We start from the raw sequence: 20,779 nt of genomic DNA, 5'->3' as shown, positions 1-20,779 counted from the left end.
ATTGTAACATAATTGTTATACAATGAACGATTTTTGCTGTGGTTGTCTATGCCTGAGTCGATAATCTGGCTATAATTTTTCCATTCCTATATAAAAAGCGTGCGACGATGATGGCTGCCACCGCGTGTCGGGTCATGAGTTGGCTATGTCGCCCGGCAACATGCCGTATTCGTCCTTGAAACACTTGGTGAAGTAGGATGGCGCCGAGAATCCCACCTCGTATGCCACTTCGGCGATGGTCATGCTGCGGCTCTCCAGCAGCCGCTTGCCCTTGGCGAGGCGTGCCTTGCGCAGGATGTCGACCACCGATGAGCCCGTCATGGCTTTGATCTTGCGATAGAGCTGCACGCGGCTCAGACCTATCTCCTTGCCGATGTCCTCGACACCGAAGTCGCAGTCGGAGAGATGCTGCTGGATGATGGCGTTGAGCTGCTTGACAAACTGCTTGTCTCGGGCGTTGAGCTGTGTGGCCTCGACCTCGGTCTCTACATCTGCGGCACGCTGGTATACATGCTTGAGCAGCTTGCGCTGCTTCAGCAGATTGTCGATGCGTGCCAGGAGCACCTTGCCGTGGAATGGCTTGGTGATGTAGGAGTCGGCGCCATGCTCATAGCCTTCTGCGCGGTGTTCCTCCAGGTTCTTGGCGGTGAGCATGATGACCGGGATGTGCGAGGTGGCGGTTCCGGTCTTGAGCTGCTCGGTAAACTCGAGTCCGTCCATCACCGGCATCATCACGTCGCAGACCACCAGGTCGGGCACCTCCCTGCGCGCCACCTCCAGACCCTCCTTGCCGTCGGCAGCCTCGATTACGAAGTAGGTGTCCTGCAGCAGCGTGCGCTCATACTGGCGTATGTCGTTGTTGTCGTCGATGATGAGTATCGTGGGCTTGTCGGCCTCTTCGCTCACCAACTGCTGCACCTTGCCCTGCTGCTTGTCGCCATCGTCGATGTATTGCAGCGCGGCCTCGTCGGCGGTCGGGGTGATGGTGTCGGTGTCGTCGGCTATCGGCGCGCCGTCGGCCTGATGGCGGGGGATGACCACGATGAAGTCGGCGCCCATGCCGGGACGGCTCTCCACCCTTGCCTCGCCGTGGTGGAGTTCGGCGAACGACTTGACCAGAGCCAGTCCTATGCCCGTACCGCTTGCGGCGCCCTTGAGCTGGAAGAACCGTTCAAACACCTTGTCCGTCTCTGCGCTGGCGATACCCTTGCCCGTGTCGCGCACATCGATGCGTATGTTGTCGGCCTCGGCGGCGAGCGTCACATGGATTTCGCCTCCTGCCGGAGTGTATTTCAGCGCGTTGCTGATGAGGTTGAACACGATGCGCGCCACTTTCTCCTTGTCGGCGACCATCATGCGGTCGGTGTCGAAGCCTGTGGAGGCACAGTCCATCCTTATCTTCTTGCGCTCGGCAGTCAGGCGGAAGTCGTCGGTCCACACCCTCATCGCCTCGACGATGTCAAAGCGGCTGAGGCTAAGCTCCATCTTGCCGTTCTGTATCTTGCGGAAGTCGAGGATATTGCCCACGAGCTGCTGCAGAGCCAGTGCGTTGCGCTGCACCATCTTGAGCAGTTCGCGGCTCCTGCCCTTGATGCAGGAGTCTTCGAGCATCATCTCCACAGGGTCGGCGATGAGCGTGAGAGGCGTGCGCAGTTCGTGGCTAATGTTGGTAAAGAACACCAGGCGCGAGTGGGTGAGCTCCATCACCTCCTCGTTGAGTCGCTTCAGCTCCTTGTTCTTCTCCTCCAGTTCTCCGTTGGCCTTGGCGAGCTGCTCGTTGAGCTTGGCCTTGATGATATATCCTCTGAAAATCATGGCGGCGGCGGTGACGCATACCAGAAGGAACACGCCGAGGCCGATGAGCATCACCTTCTGCGCATTATAGTCTGAGAGGTATTGGTTGACCTGGTTGTGGAGTGTCTTCAGATTGCGCGACTGCCTCTCCGCATCGCGCGCTTCCATCAGCGTGAGCTCGGCGTTGGCCTTGGTGATGATGGATGTACTCAGATAGTTGTCCTTGTCAAAGGGCTTGTGGGTAAGTATCTTCATGGCGAGCGCTATCACCTGGTCGCCCTTGGTGGGGTAAAGGTATGACGCCTCAAGCACGCCGTCGCGCACCAGCTCCAGACCTCCGCCCTCGGTGGCGAGCCCATCCACGCCCGTATACTTGTATCTCTTGCCCACGCCCATCTGCTGCGCTGCCACATAGGCACCCCAGGCGAGTCGGTCGTTATGGGCGTAGACATAGTCGAAGTCCTGCGTGCGCTTCAGGATACGCTTCATCGCCTGGATGCCGCTCTCCTCCTTCCAGTCGCCACCCTCCGACGCTACCACCTCTATGCCGGGATAGGACTTGACGGCATCCATAAATCCGCGATGACGCTCCAGGGCGGGCGACGAGCCTTCGAGTCCTGTGATTTCGACGATACGGCCCTTGCCGTGCAACTGCTGGGCGATGAACGTACCCATAGACTCGCCTATCAGATAGTTGTCGCAGCCGATGAAGGCAGTATACTTGTCAGAGTTGGTCTTGCGGTCGTAGAGTATCACGGGGATGCCCTTGTCGTAGGCTCGCTCTACGGCCTTGGATATCGGGCTCAACTGGTTGGGCGACACCACCAGCAGGTCGACGCCCTCGTCGACAAACTGGTTGATCTGCTTGTTCTGCAAGACATTGTCGTCGTTAGACGAGGCGAGCTTCACGATGATGGAGTCGTTGAGAAACTCGCCCATCTTGAGCTCGTCGTTCAGCTTGTTGCGCCAGATGTCTTCAGAGCATTGCGACACGCCGATGACAAAAGGTCGGGGCTTGCCGGTGCAGGCTGCGAGCAGCACCACGCAGGCAATGATCAGCAGGGGGATGGTGATGAGATACTTCTTCATGTCCAAAAGGGTATAAGTATATAGTTGCCAACTGCAAATATACGACAATTTTCAGAGATAGAGACGATTAGGACGAGAAAAGAGTGGCTCCCGCCGATTTCGGCGATGGTCAGCCCGTGGGTAGAGGTACCCTCCACGGTTCCCAAGGTACCCTCCAGCTTGCCCAAGGTACCCTCCACGCCACTGGAGTTACCCTCCCTGTCGCCGACCTACGCAAAAGCCTCACCCTGGGTAGTATGCTGCCGATAGAAGGCTGCCGGGCTGGGCGCGCGGACATACTGCTCGAGGTGAGGCTTGGCTGCTATGGTCTCCGGTCGCGTCTTCATGACGGTGGGCCGGACTTGGGGGCTTCTGTTACTTCTTCTTTATCTCGTAACCTATCTTCCTGAAGGCGGCGACATAGTCTTCGTACTTGGCCTTCTTGCCGTCGTAGATGATGGTGACCCGCTGGTCGTCGACCGAGGTCTCTATCTTCTTTGTGCCCTTGACAAAACGGATGTTGCTCTTGATTTTGTTCTCGCATTTCTGGCAGTGCATCTGCGGCAGAGTGGTTACGGTGAGCGTGTCGGCCGGTGCCTTGGCAATCATGTTGCCCGCTGTCGCAAGCATACATGCCATTAAAAGATACTTCTTCATGTTCTATAGTTTTTTGAATGATTTGTAGCGTTATAACTTTTCCAGTTTGAACCTCAGTCCTACATAAGCCATCGCTCCGGTTACCGGTCCCCACACCTGAGTGGCGTCGAAGCCGGCATCCCAGGGATGGTGGGCACCCTGGATGGGGTTGGCAATCTTGTAGTTGGTAAGATTTTCGCCACCGACATAGAGGCTGATGTTGCGGAATTCCCTTGTAATCTGCGCCTGCAGCTGGAAGTAGGCGGGGTAGCGGCTCTGGTCGTAGAGGCGTCCACCTCCATTGAGCTGGCCCGTCACATCAAACTGCCAGAGTTGAAGCGGCGTCTTGTAGGAGAGCGTGAGCAGCCCCTTGTAGCGCGAAGTGAGCGGCTTGGCTTGCCTTGCTCCGTCGTAGGTACAACGGACATCGTTCAGGCGGAAAGCGGCAGTGGCCGACATGCCGTCCCAGAACGGATAGGTGGCATCGACCTGCAGCGTGTGGCTATAGCTTCTGCCGTCAAGGTTCTCAAACGAGAGCGTGTGGGCGCCCCGGGCTCCGTCGAAGTTGATGACCATCTGGTTCAGGAAGTCGGTGTAGTAATACTCAGCGTTGAGCTCGAGTGTGCGTTCGGCCACGGGCAGGTTCAGACCTATGGATAATCCCATGTTCCATGCCTCCTCCTGCTTCAGGTCTGGACTTACGATGACCTCTCTGCCACTTGCCAGCAGCGCGGTGTTCTCTGCCAGGGCGTGGGGTGACCGATAACCCTTGCCGACCGATGTGCGGAGGGTCACCACGTCGGATGGAGAATACTTGAGGTGCAGTCGGGGCGTGACGAAGGTGCCGTAGAGACTCGAGTGGTCCCATCTCACGCCGGGCATCACCGTGAGGCGGTCGCCCAACTTATAGGTGTACTGGGTGTAGACGCCCGGAGTGGTCTCTCGGGTCACCCGGCTCGCGGCGTCGGGCAATGTACCGAGCGGGTTGAAACGCTCGTCGTAGTTGTCGTGGTTGAGCGACGCCCCGACGCTGATGTTGTGATGGTCATCGATGTCGGTCTCAAACATCAACTGGGCATAGCCGTTCTTCTGGGTCACATCGTAACGGGTGAGGCCGAAGCCATAATCGGCGTCGTGCCACGAGCCGTGCAGCATGAGGGCTATCGACGTGTTGTGGTCGGCGTTCAGGGTGAAGCCATTCTTCCACTGCATCTCGTATCGGTCGGTCTCTACCGCTGTAGCATAGAGTGGCGCCGACGAGAAGGTGGCGTGCTTGGCGCTCTGTCCGCCTTGGCGCTCGTCGTGGAGCCCCCGCAGCAGCAACTGGCTAATCCAGCGCGGCGAGACATAAGCCCAGCGGTGCATCAGGTTGTATTGGCGCAGCTTGGGCATATCCATAAATCCGTCGCCATTGCCGTCGTGGTCCATCTGTCGGTTCTCGAAGTGCAGCAGAGTGGCTGTAGACAGTCGGCTGTTGAGGTGTATGCTTCCATCGAGGTTGACCTCGGTCTTCAGTTCACTGTCCTGATAGACATTGGCCCTCACTCCATCGGTACCCTGTGGCTTGAGAAACTCTATATTTATCTGGCCCGTGGTGCTCTCATATCCGTTTTTGACGCTCGATGCCCCCTTGCTCACCTGTATCGACTGCATCCAGGGTCCGGGCACATAGCCAAGACTGTAGGGGAGTGCTGCGCCGCGCAGATTGGGTATGTTTTCGGTGAGCATCTGGACATAGGTGCCGCTGAGTCCAAGGAGTTTTATCTGTCGGGCTCCCGTGGCAGCGTCGCTGTAGCTTACATCGACCGAGGGGTTGGTCGTGAACGACTCGCCCAGGTTGCAGCAGGCAGCACGTATCAGTTGGCCCTGACCAATGAGGTCGGTATTGTCCACGCGGTATCGTGCCTTGATGCCCTTGGTGGCTTTGACCACCACCTGCTTGAGGTCGTGGGTCTGGGTGGTAGTGTCCTGCTGTGCCGAGAGGGTCTGGGTCGCCAGCATACCTACCAGTAGTATAATCAAAGTTCTTTTCATCTGTGTAGTCTTTTTCCTTACTAACAATCTCTTTATCCTTAATGCCAGTATCTATACCTTATTATAATGCATCGAGGGCAGTACGCCGGTGTATCTCCAGCTCGCGAAACTCCCGAGGCGTCATCCCCGTCACCTGCTTGAACTGCGAAGACAGATAAGTGGGTGAACCGTACCCCAGCCGGTAGGCTATCTGGCTGGTAGTGAGGCTGCTGTAGCATAGCAGCTCCTTGGCGTACTCGACGCGATGGTGGATAGCGAACCTCTCGATGGTGATGCCGCGCACCTCGGAGAACAACTTGCTCAGGCTGCTGTACTCCCGATGGAGCCGACAGGACAGATAGTCTGACAGCTTGGGTCGCACGGAGTCCATCCTTACCCATGCCTGTACGGCTATGCGTATCTGCTCGACCAGTTGGCTGCGAGGGTCGTCGAGGAGTTCAAATCCTATGGCGTGCAGACGCTCTGCCACGGCATGGCGCTGGCTGTCGGAGAGATTTTCTGCCGTCTCCGCTTCTCCCAGAGTTATCGACATGACCGTCAGGTCTTCAGACATGAGTATATCCTTGACTGCGCTGATGCAGCGAGGGCATACCATATTCTTTATCAATAGCTTCATCGATGTCTATAGGTGTTTCTGTTCTTATCGTGTACAAAGGTAAATCTTTTCGCGTTAATATTTGTACAAAATTAAGGATAATGTTTTCAATTTTTTGAGCATCAACACATAGACAGTCCCATGCTGCAGCGTCGACGGGGGATAGCTGAGCATGATGGTGCAGACGATTACGCCAGAGGGAGCAATGGCTGCGGCGCGCGCGATGAAGGGCTTGGGCGTGAGGGAGGCTCGGGTGCCGACTGATGTGGCTGCCGCCATCCCCGCGATAGGGATAAAAGAAAAGGAGGTGGCTTCAGTCGCTACCGAAACCATCTCCTTATAATTCTTGACCAAGTTGGCGCCTCAACGACGCCTCATGACCTGGGAACTATCCATCTGTAGCTCCATCGAGCTTGTGATTTCAAATCCCCGACGGCCTCGAGAACACTTCACATTTACCTAAATTCCTCAGGCCGCCACAAAAAAACTTAAAACTAACTAACTCTCCATCAGTGACTGTATTCCGTAAAATACTATTAATGTCCCTGTCTCTGCTCCTCATCCTCTCGGACTCAGGTAGAGATGTTATGAGAATGACGGAATAACTTTTATCCATTGCAAAAGTACTATTTTTGAGGGATATAATTGATTTTCATCAAAAGAAAATTCATGGTTTTGACAATTATTATAGTTTACAGCGCGTTTTTTAGGGTTTCTGCGCATTTTTTTAGCCTCATTAATGTACTAAATGGTATCATTTGAGCGTTATACCTATAAGATATGAAATGGACAGACCGCATACGACAGGTAAAGATAGTGCTGGTGGTGATAGCCATACTGATGGCTGTCGCCTCGGTGATGGTGTCTCATCGGCTGACGCGCGACCTCGAAGCCGAGGAGCGCAACAAGATGGGGGTGTGGGCAGAGGCTATGCGCTCGCTCAACACCGCCGACGAGAACACCGACCTCAATCTGGTGCTGCGCGTGATAGACGAGAACCACACCATCCCCGTCATCGTGCTCAACCAGCAGGGGAGGGTGCAGACGGTGCGCAATGTGGATACTGGTCGCCGCCACGATGCCGACAGCACCGCCTATGTCGCGCAGATGGCTTCGCGGCTCAAGGCGGGTGGCCACTACATCCGTATCTATCTCGACGAAGACCATGCCGATGGCTATATCGACGTGTGCTATGACGACTCGCTCACGCTGAAACGCCTTGCCGTCTATCCCTATATACAAATAGGAGCAGTATTGCTCTTCGTGGGCGTGGCGGTGATAGCCCTGCTCACCTCGAAGCGGGCCGAGCAGAACCGCGTGTGGGTGGGCCTGTCCAAGGAGACCGCCCACCAGCTGGGTACTCCTATCAGCAGCCTCATGGCGTGGGTCGAGATACTGCGCGAAAACTATCCCGACGACGACTTGATACCCGAGATGGACAAGGACGTGAAGCGTCTGCAACTCATTGCCGACCGCTTCTCCAAGATAGGGTCGCTCCCCGAGCCTGTGCCCGTGAGCCTTGACACCACGCTGAGTCATGTGGTCGACTATATGGACCGCCGCACCTCGCGCCGGGTGGTCATCAGCGTCAGCCATACCCAGGGCGACCAGACGGTGAACCTCAACGCGTCGCTCTTCGAATGGGTCATCGAGAACCTGTGCAAGAATGCTGTCGACGCTATGGGCGGCGACGGCGGAAAGATAACCATTACTACTGGCACTTCGCCCAAGGGCGTGTGGATAGAGGTTGCCGATACGGGCAAGGGCATCCCCAAGAAGGATGTGGGCAACGTGTTCCGCCCCGGATTTACCACCAAGCGTCGCGGATGGGGACTGGGCCTTTCGCTCGCCAAGCGCATCGTCGAGGAATACCACCACGGCCGCATCTATGTCAAGAGTTCCGAGCCCGGCGTGGGCACCGTGTTCCGCATCGAGCTGCGGCAGTGCTGAGCAAGTCACGCCGCAGCCCGTCGCGGCTATGCCCGAGGTGCGCACCATGCCCTCTGCCGTGCCCTTTTGCCCCAGCCCGCTGTGGTTTTGGGCTTATTCCATTATTTTTTAGCGTTTTTGCTTTCCCACAAGTTTACTTTTTACTACCTTTGTCGGTTGAAACGTTATTGGTATGAACTGGATTACTGAAATACTGACCGGCAACTCGCCTGTACACACCATCATCGCGCTGTCATTGATATGCGCCTTGGGCCTCGCCTTGGGCAAGGTGCGCCTGATGGGCGTGTCGTTGGGCGTGGCTTTCGTGTTTTTTATTGGTATTCTTGCCGGACATATCGGCGTGACCGTCGATGCCGAGAGTCTGGCTTACGCCGAGACCTTCGGACTGGTCATCTTTGTCTATATGCTGGGTCTCAGCGTGGGCCCCAACTTCTTCGGTTCGCTCCGTCGTGAAGGACTGTCCCTCAATCTGTGGTCTTTGGGCGTGATACTCTTGGGTACGCTCTTCGCCATCGTGCTGGTGCCGCTCACCGGAGTCAATCTGCCCGACATGGTGGGTCTGCTCTGCGGAGCCACAACCAACACCCCTGCGCTGGGTGCCGCCCAGCAGGCGCTGCATCAGGTGGGCAAACCCGCCGGGTCGCTCGCCTTGGGTACCGCCGTCACCTATCCCTTCGGTGTGGTGGGCGTCATCCTGGTGATGGTGGTGCTGCGCCGCTTCCTGGTGCGCCCCGCCGACCTCAAGGTGCGCTCGCGCGACGAGGCCGACCATACCTATATCGGCGAATATGAAGTGGTGAACCCCGCCCTTGACGGCAAGAAGGTTGAGGACTTCGCCCAGAGTTCCCACGAGCACTTCATCATCTCGCGCATCTGGCGTGGACAGGAAGTGATAGTACCCTTTGCGCAGACCGTGCTGAAGATGCACGACAAGCTGCTCGTCATCACCAACAAGCACGACCGCAACGCCATGGCCATCCTCTTCGGCCACGAGTGTGATACCAACTGGAACGAGGGCAAGATAGACTGGAACCATATAGACTCAGAAGTGGCGAGCCGCACCATCGTCGTATCGCGCAAGGTGCTCAATGGTAAGCATCTGGTAGACCTCCAGCTGCGTTCCACCTACGGTGTCAACGTGAGCCGTGTCTTGCGCGGCGACCTGAAGCTCCTCGCCACCGACGACTTGCGCCTGCAGTATGGCGACCGTGTCGTTGTCGTCGGTACTCCCAAGTCGCTCGACAATGTGGAGAAGTTCATCGGCAACGGAGTGCAGACCCTCAACGAGCCCAACCTCGGCAGCATCTTCCTTGGCGTGGTGCTCGGTCTGCTGCTTGGCTCCATCCCCATCGCCATCCCCGGCGCCGCAGCCCCCGTGCGCCTCGGCATAGCCGGTGGCCCCATCATCATGGGTATCATCGTCGGCGCCCTTGGCCCCAAGGCCCACTTCATCTCCTACACCACCCGCAGCGCGTCGCTCATCCTGCGCAAGTTCGGGCTGTCGCTCTACCTTGCCTGCCTGGGTCTCGAGGCTGGCAAGGACTTCTTCCATACGCTCATCCGACCCGAGGGCCTCATGTGGATAGGTATCGGTGCGCTGCTCACGCTTATACCTATATTAATAATAGGTATCATCATGCTGCGCATGCACCGCTACGACTTCGGTACCATCTGCGGCGTGCTCTGCGGCAGTATGGCCAACCCCATGGCTTTGGGCTATGCCAACGATACGCTTCAGGGTGATACCTCTTCGGTCAGCTATGCGTCGGTCTATCCCCTCGGCATGTTCGTGCGAGTCATCATCGCCCAGATTATCATCATGTTCTTTGTCTGAACCGCCGTCGCGGCTTCCGCCCGGCGCCACCATATGCAGAAGGCCCGCTTTCCCTTGTGAGGAGAGCGGGCCTTCTGTCTGTCGGGTCAGAACGGTGGCGGCGAGCATACCGTCATGGGCTTGCCCGTGACGGGATGGATGAAGGAGAGCGACTGCGCATGCAGGTAGAGGCGGTCGCCGCCATGACCGTAGAGCGGGTCGCCAAGGATGGGGCGGCCGAGACCACGGCTGTGGGCGCAGTGTACGCGCAGCTGATGGGTGCGTCCCGTGAGCGGATGCAGCTCCACGCGGTCGTCGCCGGTCATGCGGTATCGGGTGTGGGCGTCCTTGCCTTCGGCGTCGTCTACCCGCTGTCGCGGACGGTCATCGGCGTCGGGCGCCAGAGCCAGCCTTATCTCGCCCTCGGCAGCCACGGTAGTGCCCGAAGGCTCGAGCCGCGCCACATAGGTCTTGTCTATCTCGCGGCTGGCAAACTGGCGCTGCAGCCGGTGGTAGACCTCGGTGGTGAGCGCCACTATCATCAGTCCGCTGGTGTCCATGTCGAGCCGGTGTACCACCATAGGTCCTGTGGCATGAGGATGACGCCGGCGCATGATGGATGCCACCGACTCGCGTTCCTGTCTGCCTGGCACGCTCAGCATGCCAGCCGGCTTGTTTACCACCACGAGCCACTCGTCTTCATAGACGATGTCCAGCCGATGGTCGTCGGGCGTGTCGTCGCTGTCTTCCACCTCTATTCCTTGCAGCATGTAGCTCAGCACGGGCCTGCACTTGCTCTGGCAAGCCGGGTAGTAATGCAGGTGATGGCGTATCTCTCCCTCGGGACTCTCGCCCCACCAGAACATCGCCATGCACAGCGGGCGCAAGCCCATCCTGTAGGCATATTGCAGCAACTTGGGCTCGCAACATTCGCCCGTGCCGCCCGGTGGGGTGAGGTAGGGACGCTGCGGGTCGTAGTGGGCAAAGATGTCGGCGATGGAAGCCTCTTCGCCACGGCCGTTGAGCATCACAAAGCGGTCGAAGAGCCAGTGCTGCAGGCTGTCGCTCATCTCGCGTCGCCTGGCGATGAGCCGCTGTCGCTCTTCGCGCTCCCTCTCCTGTCGGCGGTTTACCGCGCCGATGACCACAGTCCACCGCTCTCTGATGCGGCGCAGCTGCGCCTTCTGGTACTGGCTCTCGCGGACGAGTCTGCGCGCCGTCTCTTCATCGGCGGTGGGGCGCAGCAGGTCGCGGCGCCGCTTGGACTGCTCCATCGTCTTGCGCCAAGCCTCCACACGGCGGTCGCGACAGGCTTCAATCACCTGGCAGCGCTCTCGGACGAGGCTGCCATTGTCGGCATCCATGGCCTTGAGGCTGTGGTTGATGGCGCTTATCTCCCGCTCGGTCTGCTTGAAGTGTCCGGTGGGCGCGAGATAGTCGTAGACCGGCGGCACAAAGTCGTCGGTGAGCGGATAGCTGCCGCCCAGCTGTCCGCTGTAAGCCTGCAGATAGCCCAAGTCGTCGCCCCGCCTTACCACCAGCACGCCAAACATTTTGCCCCGCTCTTCGGGGTATCTGCTCATGATTTCCGGCAGACTGCGCTGCAGTTCTCTGGCAGCGGCGATGCACAGCGCATGGGGCTGGTAACTGAATGGGTCGTTCATGCGCGCGGGTGGCGCAATGGTAGTATTGAGTATATGAAATAGCATGATTGTCGTCGTCTCTGTCGTCAGCCCGCCTGTCGGGCTGCGGGTTGTGGCACCGTAGGCAGTTTACCTGGCAGCCTTGACCACCTTTCTCCCGCCCACGATGTATACGCCCTGCGGATAGCCCGTGAGGTTGACCGCCTGGCCCTCTATGCGCGCCGTGCCCACCTTGACTCCCGTGAGGGTGTAGACCGCCACGGTCGAGCCTTCAGCCCATGTGGCGTCGATGCCCGATGTGGTGCCTTCTATCACGATGCTCTCTCCCTCGGCAGGCTCAGCTGTCGGCACAAAATATGCGCGGAACGGCGCTATCTGTGTCGCCTCGCTGTGGTAGTCGAAAGCATTGCTGTGGGTGTTGAGCGTGAAGCTGGCTGCCACCGACGGACTGTAGGTGGTGCCCTTGAAGCAGTAGTCGTCGGTCTCGGCGCTCAGGCGTTGCGACGCGTCTATCTGCGCGTTGACGGCGCTGAAGGTGAGCGTCTTGCCCTTGAGTGTGCCGGTACCCTTGATGACGAAGGGCTCGGCGGCGGTGATGGCTGCTGCGGGTTCGAATATCGGGGCAAGCGTCTGGTTCTGCCCCGCGTAGCGTCGCAGGTAGAGACGGCTCTGGTCTATGCTCACCCGCTCACCCTCGCAACTGATGTCGGTGGGGGCGAAGGGCAGCGCAAGCGTCTGCCAGTTGTTCTCGCTCTTTGCTTCGGCAGCCAGGGTGCGGCTATAGCTCACGCTGCCCGCCGTGAACGCCACGGGCGTCATAAAGGGATAGCCGTCGGTGAGCGTGATGCGGTCGGCGTAGGTGCCGCTCACCACGTTCTTGCCCGCCAATGTCGAGGGCACCGTGGCTGTGGCGTCTATGAGATACAGCGCATTGGGGTTGGTCGATGGGGCGATGGCGTTGATGCCCGTCACACCACGCATATCTATCGCCATGGCACTGCCTCCGTCTATGGCGGCGGCAGGAACCTGTGCCGAGGTGGTGCCGTCGGCATGGTAGAAGATGATGCCAGGATGCTGCTCGCGCGAGTAGATGGCGTTGGGGTTGTTGTTGTCGAGCGCCGATTTGGCTCCCTCATAGAAGAGTCGCAGCGCATACTTGTAGCCCGTCTGCAGGCCGTCGAAGCGGCATACTGAGCGTGTCTGCTCACCCGCTTTCACCTTGATGCTGATATACTTTGTGACCAGGGGCGACAGCGTGCGTCCGCCTATCTGCCCTCGGTAGAGCGTCACCACCACATTGCCGTTGTAGTCGGCTGTACCCTTGTTGTTCAGGATGATGGTGGCACGGCGGTAGTTGCCATACACCTTGTTGCCCACCATATTGTCGTAAGCCACATATCCCACCGAGAGGTTTACCGCCTGCGTGTCGGTCGTGGTGATGGCCACCTGGGTCGAACCCACCACCTGTGTGCCGTTCTTGTCGCGCGCGAGCCATATATAGTATGTTCCCGCAGGGGTGGGAGTGAAGGTCATGGTCACCTCGTTGTCCTTTCCGCCCACGAGCGATACGCCGCCTGTGCTTGCGGGCTTGCCTTTGGTTGAGGCGCTGGTGCTGGCAAAGAGGTAGAGGTCGCCTATATAGTCGTCGCCGGTATTGCTGATGACCGCCTTGACGTGTTGCTCCACGCCCGCCACGCGGTTGTTGATAAACGACCACTCCTTGACGCTCAGCTTGGCGTTGTTGAGCGGATGGCGGGTCAGCGTCACCTTGCCCCCAGCCGACACTGCCTCGATATACTCATGACTTGCGTCGCAGCAAGCCGACCACTTGCTGCCTCCTATCTGTTTCCAGATGGGAATGATGCGGTAGGTGCCGTCAACGAGGTTGTTGACAGAGAAAATCTCTTTGATTTCGTAATTGTTTTTGAGAAACACCATGGAAGACGCCAGTTTGGTGATGGAGCCATTGGCTGCGATGACGCCTATGCCCACCGAGCCGGTCTGCGCAGAGCCTGTGAAATTGGTAAAGGTGGTTGAGATGGAGCTGCCCTTCACGCTGATGTTTCGTGCCGAGAGCGTCGGCGTGCCGTCTATGCCGCTGTCTATCCCGTCGTTAGGCTTCACCCCGATGATGGCTTCCTGCTCCAGGGAGAAGCCCTTGCCGTTGGCGGTGCTCACGCTGGTGGCTTCCGACTGGTAGAGCACACTGATGCGGAAATATCCGTTGCTCGAACCGCCCCAGCCCCAGTTGACATGGAAGAGGTCGGCGGTGTCGTAGCCGTCGATGACGAAGGCGTGGCCGCCGCGTAGGGTCGAGTTGGCACGGTAGCCCACGGGCCTGCCCTCGGCGACCTCGCGGTAGAGCAGGTCTGTCCATTCGGTTTGGGTGTAGTTGGTGCGGCACACGTTGCGTACGGTCTCGTCATAGCCCATCTTGTCGCGCAGCAGCTGTACGCCCATCTGCATGTTTGACGCCGAGGCTGCGCCATACGCCATCTGGCATCCCGTGCCCACGATGACCATGAGCTGTGCCACGGCTGTCTTTTCTGCCTCCGTGTTGGCTGCCGAGTATGTATTTCTGATGTTGTTCCAGTCTATCTTGGTGCCCTTGGCTACGGCATCCATCCTGATGCTCTTGCCGCCGCTGGTGAACGAGTAGGAGGGGATGTCTGCCATCGTCGCCGACGGGTAGCGATAGTACGCCATCATCTGTCCCAGCGCCGTAGCCACACATCCTGTGGCCGACCGGGCGCCGCTTGACGACCCGTCGCTGTTGTTGTAGACGGGGCACAGCTGGTTGTACGGGTCTTTCTGGTTCCACGCCGTGGGCAGCAGGGGCGCAACGAAACGGCGCGAGGGATGAGCCACCTGCGCCCTCATGGCGCTGGCGCTCTGCGACGCCTGCCCAGCCTCGGGCAGCGAGTCGAGCGCCTCTATCTGGTGGCGGTAGTCGGCGAGCATGTCGCGCAGGGCGTCGGGCAGGGTTGCCTCGTCGTAGCTGCCGCTGTCGGTATAACCCAGTATGCTGGGCACGCGGTCGTCGCCGGCGATGATGACAAATCCGCCGCCGTTTTCTACATCGTATATGTAGTAAGGTGCGTGGGTCGAGGTGCTCCCCTTAACCTTCAAGGGTGCTGTCGGGGTGACTATCTGCTTGCCGCGCTGCGTGGCAAAGGTCTGTGCCGTGGCGCGGGCGGTGCGGGCGTCGATGGGGGCGGCTGTGGCAGCCAGTGTCGATGCCAGCCATGCCACCATGACAATCGTGATAAATCGGGATATGCGCATATCAGTTTGTGTTTTAACGGTTAGCGGTGCGCCCGGCGTGTTGGCCATAGGCGCGTTGTACGCCACAAATGTACAAAAAAATAGCAAACCAACTGCGGTTGCCCCCATATTTTTTTTGATTTTTTCTCCCGTTTCCGCCGTCACATTCCTGTTTCCGCCGTCACATTCCCGCTTTTGCCGGTCGTCGATGGCGGCAGTGGCGGGCAACTCCGCGCCATCCTCATCAGCGGCGGCGGGCGTGACAGCCCCTTACGCCCTCATGCTGAGTACTTTGGCTGCCGCCGTTGTCATGACTGCCGGCTCGTAACGGAAGGCACGGGCTCACGTGCCTATTGAAACGAGGGTTCGTAACAATTGTTACGTGGGCTCGTGCCTATTGTTACGAACCCCTGAAAGCGGTCGCGGCGCCGCTGGGGTAGCCGGCGGTGGCAGCATCGGTGACCGCCGTCACGACAAGTGGTGCTGGCAGCGTCGCCACGTACGGCGCGGTGGGGCTGTCGGTAGGCGCCGTGGGGGTACACGAACCATAACAGATGCCACATCTGATGGTACCCTTGCCATTATAGTTAGTACAACGAGGCTTCTTTGATGAATATGGATTGTATCCTTTTCCACTACGTCCGCCACGAACCTGTCCACCTGAGCCACTTGACCCCAACGGGGGGCAGCAGGCTGCATCTATATTATTTTCTCCCCCTGCCATCACTTTTCTGCCATTTTTCTTTGCGCGTGTGTACATTATTATTATATTTGCAATGTAAACATCTTAACCCCTGTCCATGCGCCGCCAGATTGTCATAATGCTGTTGGGGCTCATGACCACTCTGAGCCTCCCTGCTTTCGCCATTGCCGGAAGCAGAGAGAATGACCACGCCACCCAACCCTACAAATACATAGGCAAAGAGCTCGACCGCACCCATGGACTGGACTGGTACGACCACGGTGCAAGACACTACGACCCCGTGACGGGAAGATGGAACGTAATGGATGCCTTGGCGGAGAAATACTACTCATGGTCGCCATACGTGTCGTGTGGAGACGACCCCGTGAACTACATTGATGCAAGGGGGGACAGCGCATGGGCTGTAAGAAGACAATGGAGTGAAGAGGATAGTGAGAATTTTTCCAATTTTGTACAATTAAGAACAGGAGAGTACAATATAGCGGATAGTGCTATAATAGATAGTATTTGCAAATTATATAACTCATATTCCTGTGAATTTATTATTTGTACATTAGGATATACAGAAGGACCTCATGCATATACATCAGTTGTCTTTGTCAAGAATGCTGACGCAACTGATTATTGGTGCATAGCACGCCCTAAAGGGATGTGTACAGAATGTTGCGAAAACAAAGAGAATAATCCATATATAAAAAGACATGGAAATATAGAAAGTGACGAGCTGTTTTCTTATAAGGAAAAAAGTCTATGTGGAGTTACTATGAAAGAAAATTGTTTATATTTCGTACCACCTCTATTTTTTGAGAAATTAATTATCTACAAAAAAAACAGCAGTACATTCTATTTTGAAATGGGGATAAGTCCTAAGAGCTACTCCCCCTCACAAAAAAGAGAAAGATACAGAAGAGAATGGGAGGCTATTATAATAAAGTATATCAATAAAGTATGCTTATGAATTCAGTGAAAGGCAGCACTAAAGCACAGGGTTTCCCACTAACTTTGCACGATGTTATGGGCGACAGCCGCAACACCGGCCTGCAACCCTATAAATACATAGGCAAAGAGCTCGACCGCACCCACGGACTGGACTGGTACGACCACGGTGCCCGCCACTACGACCCCGTGACGGGAAGATGGAACGTAATGGATGCCTTGGCGGAGAAATATTACCCATGGTCGCCCTACGCTTCGTGTGGAGATGACCCAGTAAATGCGGTTGACCCGGATGGGAAAGAAGATTATAGGGTAAATAAGCAAGGACAATTTTATAAACAAAAAAGTATGTGGGAACAAATAAAATCCTTTTTTGGATGTAATATGAAAAAAGATAGAGTGTTTATGGAAGATACCGATGAATTACTTGCTGAGTTTGAAGAGGGAACTATTATGGAGTTAGAAAAACAGGACATTGAATTTCAAAATGGCACTATAACGCAGACTTCTATGCATATAAAAAACAGACACAACTCGGAGAAACGTTTTAGAATATTAGGTGAACGAACAGAGGTGGAATGGGCACAAACAGAAATGGCCCAAGGGGATAATATCATACTAACGGATAAAGACAAAAGAGAAGTTTCCTCATCTCTTTTGTTGATAGATGCTATTGGAAGGAAAGGAGGAAAAGTTGCCGCATTAAAACACACCCATAAACCAACGTTAGAAGAGAGAAATGGAAATATGGGGGATTTTATAGATATAGGGCCGAGTCCAGCAGACTTACAACACGCGTCGAATCGGCATGGAACTATTTTCGTCGTTTATAATTACTATACAAATACTAAACAATATTATAATGGGAAAGGTATTTATAAGCAAGTGCGTTTTCGCTAATTTCATATTAGTCTATATTACTTATGTTACCTCTTTTATTATTATGTGCCCTGTTGGGACAACTCTGCAGCGTTTTGAGATAATAGATGCGAAATTGGATTCTGTCACAGAATATGTAATAAACGATGTCTATCCCGTGGAAAGACAAAGGAGAGACAGCATGGTAATGGAACTTAATATCAAAAATGACACGATGGAGTTTGTATATTCTTTTCATGATGATATTAACGACATTAGGACGAGGTTTGTAGAAATAGCCCATAAGCGTGTGATAGGGTATATAAGCCATGGCTCCTTTGATATTCTCCTGATGTCGAATATAGATGATTGGTGCGATGTGGAGAAAAAACTGGGAACACTCATTAAGCCAGTAGAAGGAACAAAAAGGGTAGATTACCTCTATTATTCGGTCCCCCAATGGGGATGTGGAAAATACATTATGTACGAGCCATTGTGCTGGCATTTCAAGTATGCAAATGGGAAAGTAAGCCACCCTATTGGGCGCCTTGGGTTTTACTAAGACTATGTTTTGCATGATAGATAATTATACACTACATGGCTATCATAAACGTGTGCATATAGTTACTATGCGCATAGCCACAGAGCGCAGTGGAGGGTTCCTGCCCAGCGCCTACGCCTACAACCTGCGCTCGTGGGTCACACACATCAGCAGTCCGCTGTTCAGCCAGAGGCTGTCCTATGGAGAGCCCTCTGACGGGGGACAGCCGCGCTACGGCGGCGGGGTCTCGGCCATGGACTGGCAGGCGGCAGGCGACTCGCTACGCGGATACCGCTACCAGTACGACGCGTTAGGCAGGCTCGCCGCGGCCGATTATAGGGAGGGCGGCCTGCCCTCAGACCGATATGTCACGGAGTACAGCTACGACCTGATGGGCAACATCCTTACCTTGAGTCGCAGCGGCAAGGTTTATGATGAGATATATGGCGTCACCGATGACCTCACATATCAGTATGACGGCAACAGACTGATACGGGTCACCAATCATGCAGCCGACACTCCGGCTTACAAGGATGCCATGTATTATGTAGACGGAGCCGACCTTGACACAGAACGCACCTATGATGCCAATGGCAACATGACCAGCAATGCAGACAGCAGAATTTCGCGCATCAGTTACGATGCGCTCAACATGCCATGCAGGATAGACTACATTGACGGCAGCCACATAGACTACACCTATGCTGCCGACGGCGTGAAGCAGCGCGTAGATTATTATCTCAACCCTTATACCAGCAGTTTGCCCGATGATGATTTGGGTACAGCCTGTGACAGTTCTCTGCTGGTCCATACCTGGCGCGAATATGCAGGCAACTGCGTATATGTCTGCGACACGCTCAGCATGATACTCATCAATGGAGGCTACATTACATTCGATTACACCACACATCAGCCCATCTATCACTACTATCTCAAGGACTATCTGGGCAACAACCGCATCACCGTCAGTCTTGCCGATGGCCGCATAGAGGAGGTGAACCATTATTATCCATTCGGCGGGCTGATGGGCGACAGCCGCAATGCCACCACCCAACCCTACAAATACATAGGCAAAGAGCTCGACCGCACCCATGGCCTCGACTGGTACGACCACGGTGCACGCCACTACGACCCCGTCACGGGAAGGTGGAACGTAATGGATGCCTTGGCGGAGAAATACTACCCATGGTCGCCATACGTGTCGTGTGGGAATAATTCGATAAGCACCATTGACGATAATGGCATGGAATGGTATAGAGATATAGATAATACTATTCAGTACTCCCCGCAAGTTCATTCACAAAAAGACTTGAAGAAGAATCAGGTGTACATAGGGGCATATTTAACTACAGGGAAGGGTAAATCACTGGTAAGTTACCGTCGTGACGGCAGTATACTCTATGCCAATGAGACCAAGGCATATAAACGTATCTGGAATCAGGCCAGCGTACATTATCGAAGAATGGGAGAAAAGGGAGGAAGGGAAGTAGCTGCATTTATCCTTGTAGATAGTCGTGTACTGGTACTTCCAGATTATAAGAACACAAGTATGCAGTCTGAAATAGGAGACTATGGTTATCGAGTTGGACATGGAGTCATACGCAAAGGAAAGGAGAAGTTTAACATTTCAGCTCAGATTCATACTCACCAAGAGAGAATGAGCGATGAGCGTGCATCAGAAGCAGATGGTTTATTCTCAAAAAAGATGGGAGGACTACCTGTTCTTGTAATAGGAAAGGACAAGGTTACTCGTGGCTTCTATTATGACTTCAACGATGGAAAAAGTTTTGGATTCGGCGACAGCCTTAGATTCCATGAATTAAATAAATTATCATCATGGTTAAATCAACATCGAAGATTTTTTTTGCAGGTAAAGTGACATGCCTAATGGTAATTGGCTGCTTGTTCACACTCTCTTTAGGTATGTCTACAGCCCCCAAAGCATGTACGCCAGGAGAAGGTTTGGAAATAAAAGAGATTTTCTGTGATAGCTCTCTACGTGAAATTATCAAAACGTATACGGAAAGCCATTCCCGCTATGACACTTTTGTTGTTACCCGCCCCATCTTAATGAAAGAGGGATATGATAAATATCCTTATATCTATAAGGGTCTTCTTGTCGGTCCTGGTTATCGTCCCCTGTATGACAGACGAACAAAGCATGACACTCTGAGAATAGGGAAGAAGGTGGTGCTGGCATTTGATTCTCTAAGAGAATGTGAACTTTGTTATAGGGAGGGTTTTCAGAATTATAAGAGGAAATATGCAAAAACTCAAGACACATATATCTACAAAGGTGATATACAAGACAAAGAGCTAAGTAACTATCTCTACAGAGCTATTTATATAGACCGTAAAAATGGGAAATATGTAATAAGCCAAAGAATGGATACGATAATGGTAATACCATTTGGAATAAGCAAGATACGCTTTCATGACTTCGGCACCGATTCACCAACAAAATCTTCGATAGATCCTTTCTAATTACAGTTCGAGGGAAGATATGGTGTTCAAACAGGCGATTTATCCATGTTTAACCCAAATCGGTCATTAGGCTTGCTTGGATTTTGCTTTTAGAAGAGTGGATTTTGTTTTGGGTTAAAATGCGCGAAACAGGGGGCATACACGAAGATGGCCATATACTTGACCACATCGGGCCTCAAGCAGGCTGCATCATACGATTTTCTCCCCCAGCCATCACTTTCCTGCCGATTTCCTTGGCGCGTGTGTACATTATTATTATATTTGCAATGTAAACATCTTAACCCCAGTCCATGCGCCGCCAGATTGTCATAATGCTGTTGGGGCTCATGACCTCTCTGAGCCTCCCTGCTTTCGCCATTGCCGGAAGCAGAGAGAATGACCACGCCACCCAACCCTACAAATACATAGGCAAAGAGCTCGACCGCACCCATGGACTGGACTGGTACGACCACGGTGCAAG

General features: G+C 54.8%; 16 protein-coding genes. 9 read left to right on the top strand and 7 right to left on the bottom strand.

The window, feature by feature from the left end:
- Positions 1-132: 132 nt before the first annotated feature.
- The 4 genes from CIK87_RS04170 to CIK87_RS04150 all read right to left on the bottom strand — a co-directional run bounded on the left by CIK87_RS04170 (position 133) and on the right by CIK87_RS04150 (position 6,148).
- Positions 133-2,883, bottom strand: a complete 2,751-nt coding sequence (locus CIK87_RS04170) for a substrate-binding domain-containing protein (protein WP_094385746.1) — start codon at positions 2,881-2,883, stop codon at positions 133-135.
- 354 nt (positions 2,884-3,237) lie between these two features.
- Positions 3,238-3,519, bottom strand: coding sequence for a heavy-metal-associated domain-containing protein (locus tag CIK87_RS04160; RefSeq protein ID WP_094385742.1), 282 nt, complete (start codon positions 3,517-3,519; stop codon positions 3,238-3,240).
- A gap of 30 nt (positions 3,520-3,549) precedes the next feature.
- On the bottom strand, positions 3,550-5,532 hold the full coding sequence (locus tag CIK87_RS04155) for a TonB-dependent siderophore receptor (protein WP_094385740.1): 1,983 nt from the start codon (positions 5,530-5,532) through the stop codon (positions 3,550-3,552).
- Positions 5,533-5,593: 61 nt separating this feature from the next.
- Complete coding sequence (locus CIK87_RS04150) at positions 5,594-6,148, bottom strand: AraC family transcriptional regulator (RefSeq protein WP_094385737.1); 555 nt, start codon at positions 6,146-6,148, stop codon at positions 5,594-5,596.
- A 151-nt stretch (positions 6,149-6,299) separates the two neighbouring features.
- Here CIK87_RS04150 and CIK87_RS14295 point away from each other — a divergent pair, with 151 nt between their 5' ends.
- The 3 genes from CIK87_RS14295 to CIK87_RS04140 all read left to right on the top strand — a co-directional run bounded on the left by CIK87_RS14295 (position 6,300) and on the right by CIK87_RS04140 (position 9,911).
- Positions 6,300-6,470 (top strand): hypothetical protein, encoded by a 171-nt coding sequence (locus CIK87_RS14295; RefSeq protein WP_158215079.1) that lies wholly within the window; start codon positions 6,300-6,302, stop codon positions 6,468-6,470.
- A gap of 437 nt (positions 6,471-6,907) precedes the next feature.
- Complete coding sequence (locus CIK87_RS04145) at positions 6,908-8,077, top strand: PAS domain-containing sensor histidine kinase (RefSeq protein ID WP_094385735.1); 1,170 nt, start codon at positions 6,908-6,910, stop codon at positions 8,075-8,077.
- A 172-nt stretch (positions 8,078-8,249) separates the two neighbouring features.
- Entirely contained in the window at positions 8,250-9,911 is a 1,662-nt protein-coding gene (locus CIK87_RS04140) for a putative transporter (RefSeq protein WP_094385733.1), read from the top strand.
- Positions 9,912-9,997: 86 nt separating this feature from the next.
- On the opposite strand, the gene CIK87_RS04135 is transcribed toward CIK87_RS04140, so the two are convergent.
- Positions 9,998-11,599 (bottom strand): RluA family pseudouridine synthase, encoded by a 1,602-nt coding sequence (locus CIK87_RS04135; protein ID WP_094385731.1) that lies wholly within the window; start codon positions 11,597-11,599, stop codon positions 9,998-10,000.
- Positions 11,600-11,662: 63 nt separating this feature from the next.
- Positions 11,663-14,818, bottom strand: a complete 3,156-nt coding sequence (locus tag CIK87_RS04130) for a C10 family peptidase (protein ID WP_158216202.1) — start codon at positions 14,816-14,818, stop codon at positions 11,663-11,665.
- Between CIK87_RS04130 and CIK87_RS14290 the strand changes: the two genes are divergently transcribed.
- A complete protein-coding gene (locus tag CIK87_RS14290; RefSeq protein WP_158215081.1) occupies positions 14,811-15,125 on the top strand; it encodes a hypothetical protein in 315 nt (104 codons plus the stop codon). The genes CIK87_RS04130 and CIK87_RS14290 overlap by 8 nt on opposite strands.
- A gap of 72 nt (positions 15,126-15,197) precedes the next feature.
- Here the strand turns inward: CIK87_RS14290 and CIK87_RS13920 are convergent, their stop codons facing one another.
- Positions 15,198-15,557: a hypothetical protein gene (locus CIK87_RS13920; protein WP_144007718.1), complete on the bottom strand. Its 360-nt coding sequence runs from the start codon at positions 15,555-15,557 to the stop codon at positions 15,198-15,200.
- A gap of 76 nt (positions 15,558-15,633) precedes the next feature.
- Here CIK87_RS13920 and CIK87_RS14805 point away from each other — a divergent pair, with 76 nt between their 5' ends.
- From CIK87_RS14805 to CIK87_RS04105, 5 genes are all read left to right on the top strand, one after another.
- Complete coding sequence (locus tag CIK87_RS14805) at positions 15,634-16,458, top strand: RHS repeat domain-containing protein (protein WP_254046192.1); 825 nt, start codon at positions 15,634-15,636, stop codon at positions 16,456-16,458.
- Positions 16,455-17,336, top strand: coding sequence for an RHS repeat domain-containing protein (locus CIK87_RS14800; RefSeq protein WP_371327102.1), 882 nt, complete (start codon positions 16,455-16,457; stop codon positions 17,334-17,336). Before CIK87_RS14805 ends, CIK87_RS14800 begins: the two co-directional genes overlap by 4 nt.
- Positions 17,299-17,856, top strand: coding sequence for a hypothetical protein (locus tag CIK87_RS04115; RefSeq protein WP_094420924.1), 558 nt, complete (start codon positions 17,299-17,301; stop codon positions 17,854-17,856). Before CIK87_RS14800 ends, CIK87_RS04115 begins: the two co-directional genes overlap by 38 nt.
- A 67-nt stretch (positions 17,857-17,923) precedes the next feature.
- On the top strand, positions 17,924-19,714 hold the full coding sequence (locus CIK87_RS04110; RefSeq protein ID WP_158216201.1) for an RHS repeat domain-containing protein: 1,791 nt from the start codon (positions 17,924-17,926) through the stop codon (positions 19,712-19,714).
- Positions 19,672-20,319 (top strand): hypothetical protein, encoded by a 648-nt coding sequence (locus tag CIK87_RS04105; protein WP_144008104.1) that lies wholly within the window; start codon positions 19,672-19,674, stop codon positions 20,317-20,319. The genes CIK87_RS04110 and CIK87_RS04105 overlap by 43 nt, the downstream gene beginning before the upstream one ends.
- Positions 20,320-20,779: the final 460 nt, after the last annotated feature.

This window comes from Prevotella sp. P5-64, from assembly GCF_002251285.1.
Lineage (GTDB): Bacteria > Bacteroidota > Bacteroidia > Bacteroidales > Bacteroidaceae > Prevotella.
The sequence above is the reverse complement of the archived record's forward strand: the minus strand, read 5'-3'. Positions and strand labels throughout refer to the sequence as shown.

Coding starts and splice junctions, on each gene's coding strand:
- CIK87_RS04135 (WP_094385731.1), bottom strand. CDS start 11,599: ATGCTATTTCATATACTCAATACTACCATTGCGCCACCCGCGCGCATG.
- CIK87_RS04105 (WP_144008104.1), top strand. CDS start 19,672: ATGGTTAAATCAACATCGAAGATTTTTTTTGCAGGTAAAGTGACATGC.
- CIK87_RS13920 (WP_144007718.1), bottom strand. CDS start 15,557: ATGTACACACGCGCAAAGAAAAATGGCAGAAAAGTGATGGCAGGGGGA.
- CIK87_RS04170 (WP_094385746.1), bottom strand. CDS start 2,883: ATGAAGAAGTATCTCATCACCATCCCCCTGCTGATCATTGCCTGCGTG.
- CIK87_RS14295 (WP_158215079.1), top strand. CDS start 6,300: ATGATGGTGCAGACGATTACGCCAGAGGGAGCAATGGCTGCGGCGCGC.
- CIK87_RS04115 (WP_094420924.1), top strand. CDS start 17,299: ATGGGAAAGGTATTTATAAGCAAGTGCGTTTTCGCTAATTTCATATTA.
- CIK87_RS04140 (WP_094385733.1), top strand. CDS start 8,250: ATGAACTGGATTACTGAAATACTGACCGGCAACTCGCCTGTACACACC.
- CIK87_RS04145 (WP_094385735.1), top strand. CDS start 6,908: ATGAAATGGACAGACCGCATACGACAGGTAAAGATAGTGCTGGTGGTG.
- CIK87_RS14290 (WP_158215081.1), top strand. CDS start 14,811: ATGCGCATATCAGTTTGTGTTTTAACGGTTAGCGGTGCGCCCGGCGTG.
- CIK87_RS04160 (WP_094385742.1), bottom strand. CDS start 3,519: ATGAAGAAGTATCTTTTAATGGCATGTATGCTTGCGACAGCGGGCAAC.
- CIK87_RS14800 (WP_371327102.1), top strand. CDS start 16,455: ATGAATTCAGTGAAAGGCAGCACTAAAGCACAGGGTTTCCCACTAACT.
- CIK87_RS04150 (WP_094385737.1), bottom strand. CDS start 6,148: ATGAAGCTATTGATAAAGAATATGGTATGCCCTCGCTGCATCAGCGCA.
- CIK87_RS04155 (WP_094385740.1), bottom strand. CDS start 5,532: ATGAAAAGAACTTTGATTATACTACTGGTAGGTATGCTGGCGACCCAG.
- CIK87_RS04110 (WP_158216201.1), top strand. CDS start 17,924: ATGCGCATAGCCACAGAGCGCAGTGGAGGGTTCCTGCCCAGCGCCTAC.
- CIK87_RS04130 (WP_158216202.1), bottom strand. CDS start 14,818: ATGCGCATATCCCGATTTATCACGATTGTCATGGTGGCATGGCTGGCA.
- CIK87_RS14805 (WP_254046192.1), top strand. CDS start 15,634: ATGACCACTCTGAGCCTCCCTGCTTTCGCCATTGCCGGAAGCAGAGAG.